At 69.9% G+C, this 20,858-nt stretch carries 15 protein-coding genes; 3 read left to right on the forward strand and 12 right to left on the reverse strand.

Going from position 1 to position 20,858, the window contains the following annotated elements:
• The coding region (locus D7Y13_RS13020; protein WP_147452440.1) for a serine/threonine protein kinase at positions 1-1,466 on the reverse strand (1,466 nt) is incomplete at its 3' end.
• A gap of 60 nt (positions 1,467-1,526) precedes the next feature.
• Positions 1,527-2,372, reverse strand: a complete 846-nt coding sequence (locus tag D7Y13_RS13025; protein ID WP_120533896.1) for an NAD(+)/NADH kinase — start codon at positions 2,370-2,372, stop codon at positions 1,527-1,529.
• A 130-nt stretch (positions 2,373-2,502) separates the two neighbouring features.
• On the opposite strand from D7Y13_RS13025, the gene D7Y13_RS13030 reads away from it, so the two are divergent.
• Positions 2,503-3,849, forward strand: a complete 1,347-nt coding sequence (locus D7Y13_RS13030) for a replication-associated recombination protein A (RefSeq protein ID WP_120582007.1) — start codon at positions 2,503-2,505, stop codon at positions 3,847-3,849.
• 31 nt (positions 3,850-3,880) lie between these two features.
• On the opposite strand, the gene D7Y13_RS13035 is transcribed toward D7Y13_RS13030, so the two are convergent.
• The 3 genes from D7Y13_RS13035 to D7Y13_RS13045 all read right to left on the reverse strand — a co-directional run bounded on the left by D7Y13_RS13035 (position 3,881) and on the right by D7Y13_RS13045 (position 8,055).
• Positions 3,881-5,356, reverse strand: coding sequence for a sigma-54-dependent transcriptional regulator (locus D7Y13_RS13035; RefSeq protein WP_120533898.1), 1,476 nt, complete (start codon positions 5,354-5,356; stop codon positions 3,881-3,883).
• Positions 5,353-6,933: an ATP-binding protein gene (locus D7Y13_RS13040; protein WP_120533899.1), complete on the reverse strand. Its 1,581-nt coding sequence runs from the start codon at positions 6,931-6,933 to the stop codon at positions 5,353-5,355. Before D7Y13_RS13040 ends, D7Y13_RS13035 begins: the two co-directional genes overlap by 4 nt.
• 168 nt (positions 6,934-7,101) lie before the next feature.
• On the reverse strand, positions 7,102-8,055 hold the full coding sequence (locus D7Y13_RS13045) for a GGDEF domain-containing protein (RefSeq protein WP_120582008.1): 954 nt from the start codon (positions 8,053-8,055) through the stop codon (positions 7,102-7,104).
• 136 nt (positions 8,056-8,191) lie between these two features.
• Between D7Y13_RS13045 and D7Y13_RS13050 the strand changes: the two genes are divergently transcribed.
• Positions 8,192-8,980, forward strand: coding sequence for a glycosyltransferase family 2 protein (locus tag D7Y13_RS13050; RefSeq protein WP_120533912.1), 789 nt, complete (start codon positions 8,192-8,194; stop codon positions 8,978-8,980).
• 8 nt (positions 8,981-8,988) lie between these two features.
• A complete protein-coding gene (locus D7Y13_RS13055) occupies positions 8,989-9,825 on the forward strand; it encodes a ChbG/HpnK family deacetylase (RefSeq protein ID WP_120533901.1) in 837 nt (278 codons plus the stop codon).
• Positions 9,826-9,832: 7 nt separating this feature from the next.
• On the opposite strand, the gene D7Y13_RS13060 is transcribed toward D7Y13_RS13055, so the two are convergent.
• The 7 genes from D7Y13_RS13060 to D7Y13_RS13090 form a co-directional block, all read right to left on the reverse strand.
• Positions 9,833-10,495 carry a class I SAM-dependent methyltransferase gene (locus D7Y13_RS13060; RefSeq protein WP_120582009.1) on the reverse strand — a complete coding sequence of 221 codons (663 nt, stop codon included), beginning with the start codon at positions 10,493-10,495 and terminating at the stop codon, positions 9,833-9,835.
• On the reverse strand, positions 10,492-11,631 hold the full coding sequence (locus tag D7Y13_RS13065) for a mannosyltransferase family protein (RefSeq protein WP_233595246.1): 1,140 nt from the start codon (positions 11,629-11,631) through the stop codon (positions 10,492-10,494). The genes D7Y13_RS13060 and D7Y13_RS13065 overlap by 4 nt, the downstream gene beginning before the upstream one ends.
• A gap of 100 nt (positions 11,632-11,731) precedes the next feature.
• Positions 11,732-13,969 carry a fatty acid oxidation complex subunit alpha FadJ gene (gene fadJ / locus D7Y13_RS13070; RefSeq protein ID WP_120582011.1) on the reverse strand — a complete coding sequence of 746 codons (2,238 nt, stop codon included), beginning with the start codon at positions 13,967-13,969 and terminating at the stop codon, positions 11,732-11,734.
• Positions 13,969-15,270: an acetyl-CoA C-acyltransferase FadI gene (gene fadI / locus D7Y13_RS13075; RefSeq protein ID WP_120533905.1), complete on the reverse strand. Its 1,302-nt coding sequence runs from the start codon at positions 15,268-15,270 to the stop codon at positions 13,969-13,971. The genes fadJ and fadI overlap by 1 nt, the downstream gene beginning before the upstream one ends.
• Positions 15,271-15,404: 134 nt before the next feature.
• Positions 15,405-16,451, reverse strand: a complete 1,047-nt coding sequence (gene hemE / locus D7Y13_RS13080) for a uroporphyrinogen decarboxylase (protein WP_120538699.1) — start codon at positions 16,449-16,451, stop codon at positions 15,405-15,407.
• A 131-nt stretch (positions 16,452-16,582) separates the two neighbouring features.
• Entirely contained in the window at positions 16,583-19,126 is a 2,544-nt protein-coding gene (gene uvrA / locus D7Y13_RS13085) for an excinuclease ABC subunit UvrA (RefSeq protein ID WP_120582053.1), read from the reverse strand.
• A 343-nt stretch (positions 19,127-19,469) separates the two neighbouring features.
• Positions 19,470-20,591, reverse strand: coding sequence for a serine hydrolase domain-containing protein (locus D7Y13_RS13090; RefSeq protein WP_120582012.1), 1,122 nt, complete (start codon positions 20,589-20,591; stop codon positions 19,470-19,472).
• Between the last annotated feature and the right edge of the window lie 267 nt (positions 20,592-20,858).

Genomic DNA, 20,858 nt, shown 5'->3' on the forward strand with positions numbered 1-20,858 from the left:
GGCTCGGGCTTCGGCTTCTCCGCGACCAACCGCTCCAGCGCCACCTGCACGCGCTCGGGCACTTCCGACTCCGACACCGTGGTCGTCCAGGGCTGGTAGCCCACGAACAGCAGCTCCAACCGGTGGGAGGCCTTCCCCTCGGGCACCTCCAGCGTGGTCGGCGTCATCCCCACCGGCGTGCCATCCCAGCGCACCTGCGCGCCCGGCGGATTCGTCACCACCTGGAGCTTTCGCAGGGGAGAGGCCGACATCTCGGGGACCACCGCCCGCCAGACGAACACCCCCAGGACCACCGCCGCGAGCGCCCCCCATATCCAGACGGGCACCGACCCACGCGTCGCTTCCGGCGGAGGCGGCTCCAGGGCGGCCCCCGTCTCCCGCTCCTGCGGATACGCCGAGTCCAGCGCCCGGTGCACCGAGGACGCCGTCGCGGGCTCCCCCGCTCCGCCCGGAACGTCCTCCCCCGTCCAGATGGCCACCTGGCGCAGGAAGGACGCGGGGATGCGCGGCTCATGCCCCGCGAGCTTGAGCTCCTCCTCGAACAGCCAGCCCATCAGGTGTCGCAGCGTCGTGGCGGGGAACAGGGGCGCCCGGTACGCGAGCCACTCCGCCAGGGCGCGCTGGAAGTCCTCCGCGCTGGTGAAGCGGTCCTCGCGCCGCAGCGCCAGCGCCCGCGACACCAGCGCCACGAGCGAAGCGTCCAGCTCCGGCACGTACTGGTGCGCGGACGTCACCATTCCCTTGGCGATGCGCTCCATCACCGCGTGCGCATCCCCCTCCACCGGTCGGCGGCCGGTGAGCAGTTCGAAGAGCACCACGCCCGTCGTGTACACGTCCGAGCGCGCATCCAATGCCTCCGCGCGCGTCTGCTCCGGGGACAGGTAGATGTACTTGCCACGCACCACGCCGGCTTCCGTCTCCGGCTGATCCGACAGCTGCGCCTTCGCGATGCCGAAGTCGGACAGCTTCACCTCGCCCTCGTAGCTGACGAGCACGTTGTCCGGCGACACGTCGCGGTGCACCAGCCCCAGCGGACGGCCCTCCTCGTCGCGGCGGGTGTGCGCGTGGTGCAGGCCCTTGCAGACCTCCAGCACCAGCCCCACCGCCAGCGGCGCGGGCAGGTGCGAAAGCCCCTTCAGCTTCGAGCGCTTGAGCACGTGCGACAGGGGCTGCCCGTCCACCCACTCCATCGCGAGGAAGTACTCGCCCTCCACCTCACCGAAGTCGAAGACCTGCACGATGTTGCCGTGGCTCAGGCCCATGGAGATGCGCGCTTCGTTGAGGAACATCCGCACGAAGGCCGGGTCCTGCGCGTACGGGTCCCTCACGCGCTTGATGACCACGGAGCGGGACACGCCCGGCGCCAGCGTGAAGCGCGCGCGGTGCACCACGGCCATCCCGCCCGCCCCCAGGCGCTGCTGCAATTCGTACTTCCCGAACCGCGTCGTGTGGGAACCCGTCGTCACGGGGCCGGAGGGTACCCTACCCCCGTGTCACGAGGGGAGCCCCACTCCCGACGGCGTGGCTCAGCGCTCGCCCCAGTGGAGCTTCTGCCGGAGGATGGTGAAGAACGCCACGCGGGGGTTGCGCACCAGGCCCACGCGGTTGGGCGAACGCACGACCTCGATGCAATCCCCCGTCTGCAGCGAGTGGCCCGTCTGTCCGTCCAGCGTGAGGTACGTGTCCGCCGTCTCGCTCTTGAGCGTGATGCGGATGGTCCGGTCCGCCGGCACCACGATGGCCCGCTGGGTCAACGCGTGCGAACAGATGGGCGACAGGATGGTGCAGTCCACCGACGGGTGCACGATGGGCCCGCCCGCGGACAGCGAGTACGCGGTGGAGCCTGTCGGCGTGGCCAGGATGATTCCGTCCGACTTGTACGTGGTGATGGGCACGCCATCGATGGACGTCTCGTGGTCCGCGATGCGCGCCAGGGCGCCCTTGTTGATGACCACGTCGTTGAGGATTTCATCCTCGATGAGGACCTTGCCCCCGCGCATCAGCCGGCACGACAGCTTCATCCGCGAGTCCACGTGGAAGTCGCCCGCCAGCACGTCCGCCAGCCGGGTGAACAGCTCCTCCACGGGCACTTCGGTCATGAAGCCCAGGCTGCCCAGGTTGACGCCGATGATGGGCACGTTGCGGCCGCCCAGCAGCCGCGCCGCGTAGATGAGGGTGCCGTCACCCCCCAGCACCACCACCGCGTCCGCGCGCGCCGCCAGCTCCCGGTCCTCCACGCGCGGCCAGTTCAGCGCATGTGCCAGGGCACGGTCCGCCAGCACCGTGAGGTGCGGGTAGCGCTCATGGATCTCCGCCGCCAGGGCCGTAGCCTGCGGGGTGTCTCGCTTCGCGACGATGACCAGGGTCTGCACGCCCCCCGGGTTCTAGTCCAGGCGGCCAGCCGGAGGGGCAAGGGAATTGACGCACCGGTCCGACGCCGGACATCCCCCCGGGACATCGGGAGGGCGCGGGAGCGGCTGGGACGCTAGGTTCAGGGACGACATGGACCTGTTCGACCACGCCAGCCAGAAGGAAACGGCCTCCCTGGCGCCGCTCGCCGAGCGCATGCGGCCCACCACGCTCTCCGAATACCTGGGCCAGGAGCACCTCACCGGCGAGGGTCGCTTCCTGCGCCGCGCCCTGGAGGCCGACCAGGTGCCCAGCCTCATCCTCTGGGGCCCACCGGGCACCGGCAAGACGACGCTCGCCCAGCTCGTCGCCCGCTCCACCGGCGCCGCCTTCGAGACGATGTCCGCCGTGCTCGCGGGCGTGAAGGACATCCGCGAGACGGTGGCCCGCGCCCAGGACCGCTGGAAGCTGAACCGCCAGCGCACCCTGCTCTTCATCGACGAAATCCACCGCTTCAACAAGTCGCAGCAGGACGCGCTCCTGCCCCACGTGGAGAAGGGCACCGTCACCCTCATCGGCGCCACCACGGAGAATCCGTCCTTCGAAGTGAACGCCGCCCTCCTGTCCCGCTGCCGCGTCATCACCCTGCGCGGCCTGGAGCAGGAGGAGCTGGTGGCGGTGATGCGCCGCGCGGTGGCGGACCCCAAGGGCCTGGGCGGCCGGGTGACGGTGGACGACGCGGCGCTGGACTTCATCGCGGACGCGGCCGGTGGGGATGCGCGCAAGGCCCTCACCGCGCTGGAGGCCGCCGCGGCCCATGGCGGCACGGCGGTGGACCGCAAGGTGGCGGAGGAGGCGCTCCAGCAGAAGCTGCTGCTCTACGACAAGGGCGGCGAGGAGCACTACAACGTCGTCAGCGCCTTCATCAAATCCATGCGCGGCAGCGACGTGGACGCGGCGCTGTACTGGATGACGCGCATGCTGGAGGCGGGCGAGGACCCCGTCTTCATCTTCCGCCGCATGGTCATCTTCGCGTCGGAGGACGTGGGCAACGCGGACCCGCGCGCGCTGGGCGTGGCGGTGGACGCGCTCCGGGCCTTCCAGTTGATGGGCCTGCCCGAAGGCACCCTGCCCCTCACCCAGGCCGTGACGTACCTGGCGCTGGCGCCCAAGTCGAACGCCGTCATCGCGGCCTACGCCGCCGTGCGCGAGGCCGTGACGAAGGAGGGCGCGCTGCCCGTTCCCATGCACCTGAGGAACGCGCCCACGAAGCTGATGAAGTCGCTGGGCTACGGCGGCGGGTACAAGTACCCGCACAACTTCGAGGGCAACTACGTCCCGGAGGAGTACCTGCCCGAAGCGCTGCGCGCCCGCTGCTTCTACACCCCGACGCGCAATGGCTTCGAGGCGGAACTGTCCGAGCGCTACGAGAACATCCAGCAGCAGCTCGCCGCGCGGCGTGAAGCCGGGGGCGAGCGCGAGCCCGGGGAGGACGGCTGAAGCGCCCTCCTCCCGCGTGCGGGGCTCAACGTCAGGACACGGCTTCGAGCACGGGAACGCCCGGCCCGGTGTCCGAGTCCGGCCCCTTGCCCTGGCGCGGCTTCATGCTCCGGCCGGCCACCTCGTACTGCTTGAGCAGGCGGCGGAAGTTGGAGCGGTCCACGCCGGCCGCGCGCGCCGCGCTGGACACGTTGTGGTTGTTCTTCTCCAGCAGCGCGGACAGGTAGCGGCGCTCGAAGGCGCGCATGGCCAGGCGCTTGGCCTGGGCGTACGGCAGGTGCGCCAGGCTGAACACCTCCACCGCCGAGTCGGCCTGGGGCGCGGCCTGGAAGCCGGGCGGCAGGTCCTCCACGTCGATGGCCTCGTTGGCCGTGAGCACCACCGCGCGCTCGATGACGTTCTCCAGCTCGCGCACGTTGCCCGTCCACCGGTTGCAGGTGAGGGCCTCCATGGCGCGGGGGCTGATGCCGTTGACCTTCTTGTCCGCCTTGCCGGTGTAGACCTTGAGGAAGTGGTGCGCGAGCAGCGGCACGTCCTCCGGGCGGTCACGCAGGGGCGGCAGGTCGATGGTGATGACGTTGAGCCGGTAGAACAGGTCCTCGCGGAACTTGCCCTGCTCCTTGGCGCGCGACAGGTCCACGTGCGTGGCGGCGATGACGCGCACGTCCACCTTCACGGGCTCGTTGGCGCCCACGCGCTTCACTTCACCTTCCTGAAGCACGCGCAGCAGGCGCACCTGGGTGGCGGGGGGCACGTCGCCAATCTCGTCCAGGAAGATGGTGCCGCCGTCGGCCGCCTCGAAGAGGCCCTTCTTGTTGCCGGTGGCGCCGGTGAAGCTGCCCTTCACGTGGCCGAACAGCTCGCTTTCCAGCAGCGTCTCCGTCAGCGCCGAACAGTTGACGGCCACGAAGGGCTTGTCACGGCGGGCGCTGCGGTAGTGGATGGCGCGCGCGACCAGCTCCTTGCCCGTGCCGCTCTCACCCTGGATGAGGACCGTGGCGGTGGAGTGGCTGACCGTCTCCACCAGCTTGAACACGGCGCGCATCTGCGACGACTGCCCGATGAGGTCCTCGAACTGGCTGCGCGCGGTGAGCGCCTCCTCCAGCGCGCGCGTGCGGTCCTTGAGGGACTTGCGCTCGGCGGCCTTGGCCACCGTGAGGCTCACCTCGTCGATGTTCTCGAAGGGCTTGGTGAGGTAGTCGTACGCGCCCGCCTTCACCGCCTCCACCGCCGTCTCCACGGTGGCGAAGGCCGTCATCATGATGACCTCCACGTCCGGGCGGTCCGCCTTGATGGCGCGCAGGAGGTCCATGCCGGACAGGTGCGGCATCTTGATGTCGAGCACGACCACGTCGATGGACGGGTCCTTCGCCGCCGCGAGCCCCTCCACCGCGTCGTCGATGGCGACGACGGGGTGCCCCTCCCGCTGGAGGATCTGGGTGACGGCCTTGAGGACGACGGAGTCGTCATCCACGACGAGGACCTTGGCGCGCTTGACTTGGTTCACGGCAACCTCTCGAGCTGCAGGGGAATGGGCAGGAAGACGGTGAAGCGGGAGCCAGTGCCCACGTGGGTGTCCACCTGGAAGGTGCCCCCATGGTCCTGGACGATGCGGTAGGCGATGGACAGGCCCAGGCCCGTTCCCTCGCCCGGAGGCTTGGTGGTGAAGGACGGCTCGAAGATGCGCGGCAGGTGCCGCTCTTCAATGCCCGTCCCGGTGTCCGCCACCGCGAAGAAGCACCGGTCGCCCTCGCGGCCCGTCTCCAGGGACAGGCGCCCCTTGCCTTCGGGCAGCGCGTACAGGCCGTTCTGCAGCAGGTTGAGCACCACCTGCGCGAGCTGGCCCGCGTCGCCGTACACCTTGGGCAGCCCGTCCTTCAGGCCCAGCTTCAGCTCCACCTTGGGCATGGACTTGAGCTGCGCGCGGAAGAGCACCGCGGCGTCCTCCACGCACTTGGACACGTCGAAGAGGCGGCGGTCCTCCACGCGGCTGTGCCGGCTGAACTTCAGCAGGCTCTCCACGATGCGCTTGCAGCGCAGCGCGCTCTCTTCAATCAGCTTCAGCGACTCCAGGTCGTTGCTGCTGCGGCCCGCGTCGCGCGACATGAGCTGCGCGAAGGCGAGGATGCCGCCCAGCGGGTTGTTGATTTCATGCGCCACGCCGCCCGCCAGCTGCCCCACCGCCGCCATCTTCTCCGTCTCGATGAGCCGGCGCGTCATCGCCTGCTCCTCGGTGACGTCGCGGTAGGTGCACACCGCGCGGTCGTCGCCGGCGAACGGATAGGCGGCCACCACGTAGCTGCGCCCGCCCTGCTGCACTTCCCCGCGCGCGCCCTTGCCGCTCTCCATGGCGGAGGGCAGCGGGCAGCCCGCGCACGGCGTGTCCCGGCCGAAGAGGTACTGGTGGCACGGCACGTCGGAGGGCACTTCCTCAATGGAGCGGCGCGCCACCTGCGCGTACGCCACGTTCGCGCGGCGCACCGCGAAGTCCCGCGCGCGCACCACCGCGAGCGGCGTCTCCATGCAGTCGAAGGAGAGCTCCCACTCGCGCTTCGCGGTGGACAAGAGGCGCGTGCGCACCGCGACGCGCTCCTCCAGGTCCGCGTTGAGGCGCTTCAACTCCGCGTTCTGCTCCTGCGTGACGCGGTAGAGCCGGTCGTTCTCCGTCTGGAGCGCGTGCTGCTCGAAGGCGCTCTTGACCGTGAGCACCAGGTGGCTGTCGTTCCAGGGCTTGGAGATGAAGCGGAAGATTTCCGAGCGGTTGATGGCCTCTTCGATGGCCTGCTGATCCGCCTGCCCCGTCAGCATGATGCGCTGGGCCCGGGGCTCCTGCTGCTTCACCTGGGTGAGGAACTCCACCCCGTTCATCCCCGGCATCCGGAAGTCGGAGATGACGACCTCCGGGTGGAACCGCTCCAGCGTGCGCAGGCCGGCTTCCGCGTCCGTCGCCGTCTCGATGTCCCACTCACCCCGCCGCAGCACCCGCCGGATGGACTTGAGGATGTTCTCCTCGTCGTCCACGAGCAGCAGCCGCCCGCGGGCGACTGGGTCCTGCGCTTGTGCCTGTGCCACCAGGGTTCCCATGAAGTTTCCGGGTTCCGACATTTGCAATGGCCTTGCCAAACCCGAGATTTGGATAAGCCCCGGGAATCACGCCCATTTTCCAGGACCTGACAAAAAGGGGCAAGGTCATCATAGACCCACCACACTCAAACGGGTCAAGTCTGACCCCGGGTACATGACCCCCCCGGGTCAGCCAACCCGGGAGGGTGGTGCCGAAAACAGGGGTGCGGGCGGGTGCAGGCAGATGCGGTCGCGACCCTCGCGCTTGGCGCGGTAGAGGGCCTCGTCGGCGGTCAGCAGGAGCTGTTCCGGGGTGAGGATGGCGCGGTGGGGGAAGCTGGAGACCCCCAGGGATGCCGTGACGCGCAGGGCCCCCTCCGGGCCCGCATGCAGGTCGGAAACGCCCCTGCGCACGCGCTCCGCGACGGTGAGGGCTCCCGGCAGGTGGGTACAGGGCAGGAGGATGGCGAACTCCTCCCCTCCGTAGCGGGCCACCAGGTCGGTTTCGCGCACGCTGTGCTGCAGCGAGGCGGCCACCTCCCGCAGCACCCGGTCCCCGGCGCCGTGGCCGTGGCCGTCGTTGATGTTCTTGAAGTGGTCCAGGTCCACCAGGATGAGCGACAGGCTCTCGTCGTAGCGCTGCGCGCGGCGGAACTCCTCGCGCAGCCGCTCCTGGAAGTAGCGGTGGTTGTGCACCTGGGTCAGGCCGTCCGTGACGGCCAGGCGCCGCAGTTCCTCCACCTGGGAGTGAAGTTCTGTCCACTTGCGGTACGTTTCGAGGCTCCGGTATAGCCGGAGTCGCAGCTCTTCCTCGTCCCAGGGGGTCAAAATCAACTCAGCCCCCCTGCGGAGCGCGGCGAGCCTCAGGGCCTTGTCTTCCGGTGGGGAGAGCACCAGCACCGGCGGCCGGGACGACGTGGGAGCAGGTGGGGTGAGCGCCTCCAGCAGCGCATGGGCCTCCGTGGGGTTCGTTTCGCCGGGGCAGAGCAGGACGCCATCTACCTCCTGGGTCAGTCCCAGGGCCTCCGGCCCGGAGCGCGCCACCCGGAGCGCGAAGTCCTCCGGGCCGAGCGTGCGCACCAGGTGGGGCAGCAGCGCCTGCGAATCGTCGACGACCAGCAGCGTGAAGGGCTTGGTTTTCACCGTGTCCCCGTAAAATGATGACTAGACGGTACTCTAGGGGTTTGTCACGGGGAAGGCCATGGGGTTTGCCTCGGAACCTCGCCCTCTGGTAGCGAGCGCCGTTTCCTTTCTGACGGAACGACGCGAGATGACGACCGTGGCCAAGTACCCGAGCATCAGCCTGTTCTTCCCCGCCTGGAACGAGGAGGACTACGTGGAGCGCGCGGTGAGTCGCGCCCTCGAAGTGCTGCCCAAGCTCACGGACGACTTCGAAATCATCGTCGTCAATGACGCTTCCACGGACCGGACCCAGGAGGTCTGCGAGGCGCTGGCGGCGAAGGTGCCGCAGCTCAGGGTCATCACCCACCCGGTGAATCTGAAGCTGGGCGGGGCGATGCGCACGGGGCTGACGGCGAGCACGAAGGACCTGGTGCTGTACTCGGACATCGACCTGCCGTTCGACATGCGGGAGGTGGAGCGGGCGCTGCACCTGATGGAGTACCTGGAGGCGGACATGATCTGCGCCTTCCGGTTCGACCGCACGAGCGAGGGCCCCAAGCGCATCGTGTACTCGTTCGTCTACAACCTGCTCATCCGGGCGCTGTTCGACATCCAGATCAAGGACGTGAACTTCAGCTTCAAGCTGATGCACCGCCGGGTGCTGGAGTCGATGGAGCTCAAGAGCCAGGGCTCGTTCATCGACGCGGAGCTGGTGGTGAAGGCCATCCGCAAGGGCTTCCGGGTGTTCCAGATGGGCGTGGACTACTTCCCGCGCACGCGCGGCATCTCCACGCTGGCCTCGCCGTCGGTCATCCTGAAGATGGTGAAGGAGCTGGTGAGCCTGTACCCGGAGACGCGCACGCCCACGGCGCCCTTGCAGCCGGTGCGCCTGCCGCCGTCGGTGCAGCCGCTGCGTCCGGTGACGGGCACCACGGGGCGCGGGTAGGACGCCCCATGCCGCCGCGCACGCGCCTCATCGTCAACGCGGATGACCTGGGCCTGCACCCGTCGCTGGACGCGGGCATCCTGAAGGCCCACCGCGACGGCATCGTCACCAGCGCCACGCTGCTGGCCATGGGGCCTTCGGCGGCGGAGGCGGTGGGGCTCGCGAAGGCGCAGGGGCTGGCGGTGGGCGTGCACCTGGCGCTGTCCACGCGGCTGCGGTGCGCCGCGCCCTCGGAGTCGGTGCGGACGGTGGCGCCGGACGGGCGGCTCCGGGGCAGTTGGGCGGACTTCGCACGGGCGTGGCTCACCGGGCAGGTTCGACGCGAGGAGCTGGAGCGGGAGCTGTCCGCGCAGCTCGCCCGCGCTCGGGAGCTGGGCGCTCAGGTGGACCACCTGGATGGGCACCAGCACCTGCACCTGTTGCCGGGGGTGCGTTCGGTGGTGGAGGGCATGGCCTCACGGGAGGGGCTGCCCCTGCGGTGGCCGGATGCGCTTCCGCGGGCTTCGTGGCTGCGCGCTCCCGGGCCGGCGTTGAAGACGACGGTGCTGGCGGTGCTGGCGCGCACGGCGCCCCGGGCCCGTCCGGGCGTGCGTCGGGTGAGCGCGGGAGGCGTGTTCGAGGCGGGCCGGCTGGATGAGCCCGCGCTGCTGGCGGTGCTGGACGCGCTGCCGGCGGGGGACTTCGAGCTGGGGTGCCATCCCGGGGAAGGCGCGCCGCATGTGCCGGAGGACCCGGCGTGGCGCTATGGCTGGGGCGCGGAGCTCGCGGCGCTCACGAGCCCCCGGGTGAAGGCGAAGCTCGTGGAGCGGGACATCGCGCTCGCGAACTACGGCGCGTTGGGCTGAAGCCCCATCAGCGCGCCTCGGCGTCGTAGAGCAGGTGCGGCGTCGTGTAGCCCTCGCCCAGCCCCACCACCTCGCGCACCTCGAAGCCCGCGTCGCGCAGCATCCGCACGCCGTCCACGCGCGGCCGGAGCACCATGCCTCCGCTGGCCTTCGTGCGCCCCAGCAGCGACACCATCACCCACTCCTGCGCCAGGGCCTTGGCGTGCTTCCAGGAGCGATCCCCCTCCACCTCCTTCAACAGGAAGCGGCCCCCGGGCTTCAACAACCCGCGCACGGCCTTGAGGAACCCGGGCCACTGCGCCTCCGGCAGCAGGTACAGCACGTCGCACACCACCGCCGCGTCGAGCGTCCCGGAATGCTCCGCCGCCAGCTGCTCCACCGACCCCACCGACAGCGTCACGTTGGGCAGCCCCGATAGCGCCTCCTGCGCCCAGCGCACCTTGCGCGCATCCAGGTCCACGCCCAGCACCCGGCGCTCCGGCACCGCGAGCGCCATCAGCGCGGACAACAACCCGTGCCCGCAGCCGATGTCCGCCACCGTCCCCGCTGGCAGCCGCGAGGCCACCGCGAGCAGTGGCGCCGACGATGCGCGCGCGTGGACATGGAAGCGCTCGCTCGCGGGCAACCCCGCGTAGCGCTCCAGGGCCTGCGCCAGGAGCCCGCTGCTCATGACACGTACTCCGCGGCGCCGAACGCCACCGTCAGCGCCAGCATCAACCCCAGGCTCGTCGCGAGCACGCCCCATTTCCACCTCGGGCGCTCGCGCAGGAGCAGCGCCAGCGTGAGGAACAGCGGGAAGGCGGCCAGCAGGTAGCGCCCCATGCCCATGAAGTCCTTGCTGGACATGGCGGGCAGTCCGACGATGGCCAGCGTGTACACGCCATAGCCCCACCCCAGCCGCTTCGCGCACGGCCACACCAGCGCGAGCGCCCCCAGGGTGACGGCTGCGTGCCCCACCAGCCGCAGGCCGTCCGACAGCGACATGTCCCGGCTGAAGCCCTGGAACCAGCGCAGCTTCGCCCACGTGCGCCAGCCCGGCTTCTGGTCCCACCCCGGCGCGGACTGCACCTTCACGAACGCGAAGGGCTCCCCGAACGCCTTCCACTGGTACAGCACGTACAGCACGAAGCCCGCCGCCGCGAACACCGGCAGCAGGTCCACGAGGCTCCACTTCTGGCCGCGCTCGTGCTTCCACTCCAGCCGCCGCGCGAGCAGCCCCACCACCAGCGCGGGCGCCACCGGCCGCGCCGCGGTGGCCACGGCGGCCAGCAGCACGGCAAGCCCCAATTGCCCCCGCTCCAGCAGCAGGAACGCCCCGATGACGAGCAGCAGGAACAGCGCGTCCGAGTACATCGCCCCGTAGAGGAAGAACGCGAACGGGTAGAACGCCAGCAGCAGCCCCGCGTCGCGCGCCGCCTCCTCGTCCGCCCGCGTGCGCGCCCACTGCGTGAAGACGTACAGCGCCCCCAGCCCGCTCAGCATCGTGACGAGCATCCCCGCGAGGAACGTGTCCACGTGCAGCAGGCCCAGGCCGCGCAGCACCAGCGGATACAGCGGGAAGAACGCCACCGGGCTCTGCTGGCCGGGCGTGTAGCTGTAGCCCTGCGTCGCGATGTGCGCGTACCAGCCGGCGTCGAAGTGCGCCCAGCCCAGCAGCGTGGGAGCCCCCGGCCAGGTGGGCCGCGCGGGGCTGTAGCCCAGGGGAAACGCGAGCGCGGCCACCGTCACCAGCACGGTGCACACCACCAGCGCGGCGAGGCCTGCGGTCAGGACGGCACGGGGAGCGGAGCGGACCATTCGGGGCATGCCCTTGGTCCAGAACCGCCCCCGCCGTCAAGCCGGGCACCGGGCCCCGGGCCAGGGGAAGGCCTTGTGGCCCCCTCCCCTGCCCCGGTCCGTCACGACGTCACGCGTCGTAGAAGCCCTTGCCGGCCCGCACCTTCTCCAACAGCAACGGCGCGGGCGTGAAGCGCTCGCCGTACTTGTCCTGGTAGTGCTCCAGCTTGCGCAGCAGGTGGGCGGGCCCCAGGCTGTCCGCGTAGCGCAGCGGGCCGCCCAGGAACGGCGGGAAGCCCAGGCCGAAGATGGCGCCCACGTCGCCGTCGCGGGGGCTTCGCAGGATGCCCTCGCCCAGGCAGCGGATGGCCTCGTTCACCATCTGCAGCGCGCAGCGCTCCGCCATCTCCGCGGGGTCCAGCGACTTGCGGTCCTTGCCGTGCGGCAGGAGCAGGTAGACGGACGGATCCACCTCCTTCTTCTTCCCGTCCTCGTACAGGTAGAAGCCCTTCTGCGTCTTGCGGCCCAGGCGTCCGTCGGAGATGACGCCCTCCAGCGCCTTGGGCGCCGCCATCCGCTTGCCGAACGCGGCCTCCATGATGGGGCCCACCTTCTGGGCCACGTCGATGCCCACCTCGTCCAGCAGCGTGATGGGGCCCACCGGGAAGCCGAAGTCCACGAGCGCCTTGTCCAACTGGACGATGTCCGCGCCCTCCGCCAGCAGGTACGCCGCCTCGTTCATGTACGGCGCGAGGATGCGCGACGTGTAGAAGCCCGGCCCGTCGTTGACGACGATGACCGTCTTGCCCTGCTTGCGGCCCACGTCCACGCACGTCGCCGTCACCCACTCCGCGGTGCCCGGGTGCGTGATGATCTCCAAGAGCGGCATCTTGTGGACCGGGCTGAAGTAATGCATCCCAATCACTTGCGAGGGCCGCTTGCTGCCCTTGGCCAGCTCCGTGATGGGCAGGCTGGAGGTGTTGGACGCGAAGATGGTGTCCGGGCCGGTGACGGCCTCCACCTCCGCGATGACCTTGTGCTTGAGCTTCAGGTCCTCGAACACCGCCTCGATGATGAGGTCCACCGACTTGAAGCCGCTGTAGTCGGTGCCCGCGCTGATGTTGGACATCTTCGCGGACGACTCGCGGAGGGTGAGCGAGCGGCGCTTCACGCGCTCGTCCAGCACCGTCTGCACCTGCTTGAGCGCGCGGCCCGCGCCCGCGTCGTCCTTGTCCTTCACGCGCACCGGCACGCCCTGGAGCACGCCCGCCACGTAGGCGATGCCGCCGCCCATCAGGCCGCCGCCCAGCACGCCCACCTTCTTCACCTCGCGCGGCTTCACGCTGGCGTTGGCGGTGCCGTTCTCCTTCTTCAGCGCCGTGGTGGCGAAGAAGATCTCCACCAGCCGCCGCGACACGTCCGTGAACACCAGCTCGCCGAACGCCTTCGCCTCGGCCTCCAGGCCCGCCTTGCGCCCGGACTCCAGGCCCACGCGGATGACCTGCAGCGCCTTCTCCTGCGCCGGGTACTTGCCGCGCGTCTTCTTCAGGAGCGCCTTCTTCGCCTGGTCGAAGAGCACCTTGCGGCCGAGCGGGTTGTCCTCCAGCGCCGCCTCCGCCCACAGGTCCTTGCTGATGAGGCCCTGGAAGAGGCCCGCGATGCCCTTCTTCTTGCCGCTCGCCGCCACGGCCTTGAAGCCCTGGTGCGCGCGCTCCACCTTGAGCGTGCCCGCCGCCAGCTCCGCCGCGCGCTGCAACGCGATGCGCTTCAACATGGGCACGGGGACCACCTCATCCACGATGCCCAGCTTCTTCGCCTTGGACGCCTTCACGTTCTTGCCGGTGAGGATGAGGTCCAGGGCCGCCTGCGCGCCGATGAGCTCGGGCAGACGCTGCGTGCCGCCCGCGCCGGGGATGAGGCCCAGCTGCGTCTCCGGCAGGCCCAGGCTCGTCTTGGGGCTGTCGGTGGCGATGCGGTAGTGGCACGCGAGCGCCCACTCCAGGCCGCCGCCCAGGCACGCGCCGTGGATGGCCGCGACGACCGGCTTGGAGAAGGCCTCCAGCCGGTCGAACTCCGCGTGCGCGGCGCGGCTGATGGCGACGACTTCGTCCGGGGACTTGATGGTCTGCAGGAAGTCGATGTTCGCGCCGGCGACGAAGTTGTCCTTCTTGCCGGAGATGAACACCACGGCCTTCACGTCCAGGGCGCGCTCCGCCTGCTCCAGGAGCTGCGTGAACGCGGTGCCCACTTCCGGGGACAGCGTGTTCACGGCCGCGCCCGGCAGGTCCACGGTGATGACCGCGACGCCGTCGGTGACGTCGTAGCTCAAGCCCTGCTTCGCCTCGACCTCTTCATGCTTGGTCGCCATCACGCACGCTCCAGGATGACCGCGGCGCCCAGCCCGCCCGCGGCGCAGACGGTGCACAGCACCGTGTTCTTGTTCCGACGCTTCAGCTCGTTCAGGGCCTGCGTGACGATGCGCGCCCCGGTGGCTCCAAACGGATGGCCCAGGGAGATGGAGCCGCCCGTCACGTTCAGCCGTGAGCGGTCAATCTCACCCACCGGCCCGCTGAAGCCCGCCTTCTTCGCGAACTCCTTGGAGGCCAGCGCCTGGATGTTGCTCGCCACCTGCGCGGCGAAGGCCTCGTGCATCTCCACGAGGTCGATGTCCGAAAGCTTCAGCCCCGCGCGCTTGAGCGCCACGGGCGCCGCGTACGCCGGCCCCTGGAGCAGCTGGTCGCCCGGGTCCGTCGCCGCGAACGCGTGCGAGCGCAGGAAGCCCAGCGGCTCGTAGCCCAGCGCCTTCGCCTTCTCCTCGCTCATCAGGAGCAGCGCCGCGGCGCCGTCGGTGAGGGGGGACGCGTTGCCGGCGGTGACGCTGCCATAGCGGCGGTCGAACACCGGCTTGAGCTTGGAGAGGGCCTCCAGGCTGGTGTCCTCGCGCACGATGTTGTCCTTCGTGGCGGACTGCTCGTACTTGGGCGGCACGAGGACGTGCATCACCTCGTCGGCGAAGTAGCCCTCCTTCCACGCCTTGGCCGCGTTCTGGTGCGAGTTGAAGGCGATGAGGTCCTGCTCCTCGCGGCTGATGCCGTTCTCCTTGGCCATCTTCTCCGCGCTCTCACCCATCGTCTCGCCGGTGGAGTACTCGGCGATGGCGGGGGGCACGGGCAGCAGGTCCTTGCCCTTGAGCTTCTGGAAGGGACGCAGCTTGTCCGGCAGGCTCTTGCCCTTGGACGACGCGGCCAGCGCGTGCGCCAGGGGGCGGCTGGTGAAGATGGGCGCGTCCGACAGGGACTCGGTGCCGCCCGCGATGATGACGTCCGCGTCCCCCAGCGCGATGGCGTTGGCTCCCGCCACGAGCGCCTGGATGGATGTGGCACAGGCGCGCGCCACCGTGAACGCGTCGATGCGCTTGGGCAGGCCCGCCGCCAGCACCACTTCGCGCGCGATGGACGGCGCGGTCAGCGTGGGGATGACCTGACCGAAGACGACCTGGTTGATTTCGTTCGGATCCAGGTCGCTGCGCTGCACCAGCTCCTGGACCACCATCCGGCCCAGATCCAGCGCCGTCAGCCCCGCGAAGACGGTGCCCGCCTTCGCGAACGGCGTCCGCAATCCGCGAACGATGGCCACCCGACGGTGGCCGTTGCGCTTCTCGCTTGCCATGTGTGCCTCACCCTCTGTGCGACGAGTGACGCACTTCTAACGACCCACGATGCGCCGCGTCAACGCTGGATTGACTCAAGAGTCAATTGCTGGGCAGCCGGGCGAGCAGGGGGCCGCCCTCCCCACACGGGCCTTCAGCGCAGCGCGATGCCCTGGCGGAGGGCGACGCCATGGCGGTGCACGGCGTCCACGAGGAACTTCGCGGCGTCCGGGTCGCTGGGCGGGAGGATGCCGTGGCCCAGGTTGAAGATGTGCCCGACGGGGCCCGCGCGGCCGAGGATGTCCTTCACGCGGGCGTCCAGCTCCTCGCGGGGGAGGAACAGGTGCAGCGGGTCCAGGTTGCCCTGCGTGGCGACGTCCGGGCCCAGGATGCGGCGGCCCTCGTCCACGTTCACGCGCCAGTCCAGGCCGATGACGTCCGCGCCGGTGCGCTTCAGCAGCGGCAGGTGCGGGGTCATGTTGGTGCCGAAGAGGATGACGGGCACGCCCGTCGCCTTGAGCTCCTGCACCATGCGGGTGAGGTACGGGAGGCTGAAGCGCTCGAAGTCGTAGGGGGACAGCTCGCCGCCCCAGGAGTCGAAGATTTGAACGATGCTGGCGCCGGCCTCCACCTGCATCTTGAGGTACGGGATGAGGGTGTCGGTGAGCTTCTGGAACAGGCGGTGGGCCAGCTCCGGCTGCTCGAAGAGCAGGCGCTTGATGACGATGTAGCTCTTGGAGCCACCGCCCTCGACCATGTACGCGGCCAGGGTGAAGGGCGCGCCCGCGAAGCCGATGACGGGCACGGAGTCGTTGAGGGCCTTGCGGGTGCGGCGGATGGCCTCGGCGACGAAGCCGGTGCCCTCGACGGGGTCGGGGACGCCCAGCTTGTCGATGTCCGCGGCGGTGCGCAGGGGGTTGGGGAAGTGCGGCCCCTTGTCCCCGAGCTCCAGGTGGATGCCCATGGCCTCCACGGGGATGAGGATGTCGGAGAAGATGATGGCTGCGTCCACGCCCAGCCGGGTGACGGGCTGCACGGTGACTTCCGCGGCCAGGTCCGGGTTCTTGCAGAGGTCCAGGAACGCGATGTTGCCGCGGATGGCGCGGTACTCGGGCAGGTAGCGGCCGGCCTGGCGCATCAGCCACACGGGGGTGGTGTCGGTGGGCTGGCGGCGCGCCGTGCGCAGGAGTCGGTCGTTCACGTCATCACCTTCGAGGGGCGAGAGGGAGTCACGGGTCCCGGATGTACCGGAAGGCGCCTGTCCTTGCCACCAGTGCCTACGGAACGGCGGTGAACCCGAGGGCGAGCCCGCTGTTGCCCTCGTTGCCAACCTCACCCGAGGACGCGCGCAAGGTACGGCGCGGTGCGGCTGGCCTTCACCTTCGCCACGTCCTGGGGCGTGCCCTGCGCCACCACCCTGCCCCCGGCGTTCCCTGCGCCGGGCCCCACGTCGATGACGTGGTCGCTGGCGGCGACGACGCGCAGGTCGTGCTCCACGACGATGACCGTGTTGCCCGCGTCCACCAGCCCCTCCAACTGCGTCATCAGCTTGTCCACGTCCGCCGGGTGCAGGCCGGTGGTGGGCTCATCCAACACGTAGAGCGTGTCGCCGTGCTGGGTGCGTTGCAGCTCCGTGGCCAGCTTGATGCGCTGCGCTTCGCCGCCGGACAGCTCCGTCGCGGGCTGTCCCAGCCGCAGGTAGCCCAGGCCCACGTCCTTCAACACCTTGAGCACCCGCATGAGCGGCGGCTCCTCCGTGAAGAAGTCGAAGGCGGCGTCCACCGTCATCCCCAGCACGTCCGCGATGTTGCGCTCGCGGTACTTCACCTCCAGCGTCTTCGGGTCGTAGCGGGTGCCGTGACACGTGGGGCACGGCGCGTACACGCTGGGCAGGAAGAGCAACTCCACGCTGACGAAGCCTTCGCCCTCGCACGTCTCGCAGCGGCCCCCCGCCGTATTGAATGAGAAGCGGCCCGCGCTGTACTTGCGCGACTTCGCCAGGGGCGTCGCCGTGAACAGCTTGCGCACGTGGTCGAACAGGCCCGTGTACGTCGCCAGGTTGGAGCGCGGCGTGCGCCCGATGGGCTTCTGGTCCACCGTCACCAGCCGCTTGAGCGCGTGCATCCCTTCCGTGATGTGGCCTTCGCTCGCCACCGTCGGCTCGCGATCCAACGGCTCGCCCTCCTCCTCTTCCGGAGCCAGCGTCTGCCCCAGCCGCCCGGCCACCAATTCCACCAGGGCCTGGCTCACGAGGCTCGACTTGCCGGAGCCGGACACGCCCGTGACGGTGGTGAACACCCCCAGCGGGAAGTCCACGTCCAGCCCGCGCAGGTTGTTGCGCTTCACCCCCTCCAATCGCAGACGTCCGGTGGCCTTCCGGGGCGCTCGGCGGCGCAGGGCCTCTTCCTCGAACAGGTAGCGCCGCGTCCGTGACGCCTCCACCTTCGCGAGTCCCTCCGGCGGCCCGCTGTAGAGCACGCGCCCGCCGTGCTCACCGGCGGCGGGCCCCACGTCGACAATCCAGTCCGCGTGGCGGATGACGTCCACCTCGTGCTCCACCACGAACAGCGAGTTGCCCGCGTCCTTCAACCGGTCCAGCGCCGTGAGCAACGCCTCCGTGTCGGCCGGGTGCAGGCCGGCGGACGGCTCGTCCATCACATACACCACGCCGAAGAGGTTGGAGCGGATCTGCGTGGCCAGCCGCAGCCGCTGCAACTCTCCCGGTGACAGCGTGGGCGTGGTGCGCTCCAGGGACAGGTAGCCCAGCCCCAGGTCCGTCAGCACCTGGATGCGGGCCAGCAGGTCCTTCGTGATGCGCTCGGCGACGATGACCTTCTCCGGATGCTCGCGGGCCATCGCCTCCGCGCCCTCCGCCCTCCCCTCCGCAGTGGGGCGCAGCAGGTCCGCGACCTGATCCAATGGCAGTCGGGACAGCTCGCCGATGTCCAGCCCCGCGAACTTCACCGACAGCGACTCGCGGCGCAGGCGCTTGCCGTTGCACAGCGAGCAATCACTGCTCACCATGTACCGGGCGACGCGCTTCTTCATCATCGCGCTCTCGGTGGTCGCGAACGTCGTCATCACGTATCGCTTCGCGCCGGTGAACGTGCCCATGTAGCTGGGCGGTTCCTTGCGGGCCAGGGCCCGCTTCACCTCCGCGGACGTGAAGCCCGCGTAGACGGGGACGCTGGGCTGCTCGTCGGTGAAGAGGATCCACTGCCGGTCCTTCTTCGGCAGGTCGCGCCAGGGCGTGTCGATGTCGTACCCGAGCGTCACCAGGATGTCGCGCAGGTTCTGGCCGTGCCACGCGGGCGGCCACGCGGCGATGGCGCGCTCACGGATGCTCAGGCTGTCGTCGGGCACCATCGAGCGCTCCGTCACTTCGAACACCCGGCCGATGCCGTGGCACTTCGGGCAGGCACCCGCGGGCGTGTTCGGCGAGAACGCGTCGGAGTCCAGCCGGCCCAGCTTCGGCGGGTACGTCCCGGCGCGCGAGTACAGCATGCGCACCGAGTTCGACAGCGTCGTCACGCTGCCCACCGACGAGCGCGAACTCGGCGCCCCCCGGTGCTGCTGCAACGCCACCGCTGGCGGCAGCCCGTCGATGGAGTCCACCTCCGGTACTCCCACCTGATCAATCAGGCGCCGGGCATACGGGGCCACGGATTCGAAGTAGCGCCGCTGCGCTTCGGCATACAGCGTCCCGAACGCCAGTGACGACTTGCCGGAGCCGGACACCCCGGTGAAGACCACCAGCGCATCGCGCGGGAGGTCCACGTCCACGTGTTTCAGGTTGTGTTCACGGGCCCCGCGCACGCGCACGAAGCCGGCGAGGTCGGGAGTCTTTCGGGTGCGGGACGCTTTCGGAGGAGTCATGCCGGGGCGCAAGTTGCCCACGGCGAAGGGAGCGGTCATCAACGACGCGCGCAACGCGTCGGAATCCCGATGCGACGTCCCTGTCTCCGTCCGGAAGAAGACACGCTCCCCCACCTTCACGGCATGCGGCAGGCTCGAGCCCCGAGGCATGGACACCGCACCGGGACCTGCTCGCTCGCGGTCCGCCTTCCGAAGCACTCAACGTGCGGTCCCCGCATGGAAACGCCGGGCCGGGCAACGACTGAAGGAGATCACGAGAATCCCTGGCACGCGGAGGTGCTTCAAGACCCTCGGGACCCTCTCCGGGCGCCTCTGTCTTTCATCGGATGGGCGTGACCTCCCTTCACTTCCGGGCGGCGGCCTCCGGGCCCGGACGTTCGAGCCCGAGCGCCGCCGGCAGCACGTACCGCCCGAACAGCTCCAGCGGCAGCGACGAACCGGCCTCGTTGTAGTGGCTGGCGGTGAAGGCCGCGGTGAGGCCCAGCGAGGGCGCGATGAAGACGTACTGCCCGCCGTTGCCACGCGCGAAGGACACCTCCACCGGGACGCCCTGGATGACGAAGCGGGTGCTCCACCACAGGAGCCCGTAGCCCGCGTCCCCCAGCGGCCCCAGCGCCTTGCCGGACTCCGCCACCCATTCCCCGGAGACAAGGCGCTCCCCCTGCCACTCGCCTCCGCCAAGCACGACCTGGCCGACCTTCAGGAAGTCACGGGGCCGCAGGCGCAGGTGACCGCCCGTGTCCGTGCCCCGCTTGCCCGCGGGCTGCCAGGCGAAGTCCTGGACCTTCAGCGGCGCGAACAGCCATTCCCGGGAGAGGTCCGCGACGGAGCGTCCGCTGACGTGCTCCAGGGCCGCGCCCAGCAACACCACGCCGCCCGTGCAGTAGCGCGTCACGGTGCCCGGTTCGTCCTGCATGGGGACATCCACGATGAAGCGGACCCAGTCGTCGGTGTCCGCCATCCGCTCCTCGTTCCCGGGAGAGTCCGGGTTCCAGTCGTCGCACGCCAGCCCCGTGCGCATCTGGAGCAGGTGGCGCAGGGTGATGCGCTCCTTGCGTGGATCCGCGTTCCGGACCGGCAGCAGGTGCGGCAGCAGCGACAGCACGGGCGCGTCCAGGTCCGGGAGGAGGCCGCGCTCATGCGCCATGCCCACCAGCAGCGACGTGAGGCTCTTGGTGGCCGAGCGCAGGTCGTGCGCGTCCTCCCGCTTGAAGCCGTTCCAATAGCGCTCGTAGACGAGCCGGCCGTCGCGCGCGACGACCACCGCGTCCGGCTCCTCCACCGTGCCTTCCGCCACGTCGTGCTCCAGCCAGTCGAACCAGGAGCGCTGGAGGCCCTGGTCCTCGAAGGAGGCCACCTCCCAGCCATCCTCGGTGCGGTCCGGCGGAGAGCCCGGGCCCGTGGGCAGCCGCTTTCCTCCGCAGGCCGTGAGGCACAGCAGCAACAACGCCACTCGCTGGAACATCGTCCCTCCGCGTTCGGTGCGGTGAAGCCTGGACGTCTTATGCCGATGTGACAGCCATGTCGTGCGCGAACCCCCACACCGCGCGGCCGGCCCCCATCCTGCTTCTGTGAAGCATATGGCATCCTGCTTGCTTCGGGTCCGGGCCTCGCATTGCAAACCCCTTCCTGGGCGTGGCTGGGACACCCGGGAGAAAGTCATTTCGAAGTCATGAGTGAAACGACGCATTCCCCTTCCCGCCTTCGGCATTGGGCCGCGCGTCTGGCCTTG

Origin of the sequence: Corallococcus praedator (genome assembly GCF_003612125.1) — a bacterium.
GTDB classification, from domain to species: Bacteria; Myxococcota; Myxococcia; order Myxococcales; family Myxococcaceae; genus Corallococcus; species Corallococcus praedator.

What these genes read in the sequence shown, in the direction of transcription:
- uvrA (WP_120582053.1), bottom strand. Translation starts at nt 19,126, where the DNA reads ATGACTCCTCCGAAAGCGTCCCGCACCCGAAAGACTCCCGACCTCGCC.
- D7Y13_RS13040 (WP_120533899.1), bottom strand. Translation starts at nt 6,933, where the DNA reads ATGGGAACCCTGGTGGCACAGGCACAAGCGCAGGACCCAGTCGCCCGC.
- D7Y13_RS13065 (WP_233595246.1), bottom strand. Translation starts at nt 11,631, where the DNA reads ATGCCCCGAATGGTCCGCTCCGCTCCCCGTGCCGTCCTGACCGCAGGC.
- D7Y13_RS13090 (WP_120582012.1), bottom strand. Translation starts at nt 20,591, where the DNA reads ATGTTCCAGCGAGTGGCGTTGTTGCTGCTGTGCCTCACGGCCTGCGGA.
- D7Y13_RS13060 (WP_120582009.1), bottom strand. Translation starts at nt 10,495, where the DNA reads ATGAGCAGCGGGCTCCTGGCGCAGGCCCTGGAGCGCTACGCGGGGTTG.
- fadJ (WP_120582011.1), bottom strand. Translation starts at nt 13,969, where the DNA reads ATGGCGACCAAGCATGAAGAGGTCGAGGCGAAGCAGGGCTTGAGCTAC.
- D7Y13_RS13030 (WP_120582007.1), top strand. Translation starts at nt 2,503, where the DNA reads ATGGACCTGTTCGACCACGCCAGCCAGAAGGAAACGGCCTCCCTGGCG.
- fadI (WP_120533905.1), bottom strand. Translation starts at nt 15,270, where the DNA reads ATGGCAAGCGAGAAGCGCAACGGCCACCGTCGGGTGGCCATCGTTCGC.
- D7Y13_RS13055 (WP_120533901.1), top strand. Translation starts at nt 8,989, where the DNA reads ATGCCGCCGCGCACGCGCCTCATCGTCAACGCGGATGACCTGGGCCTG.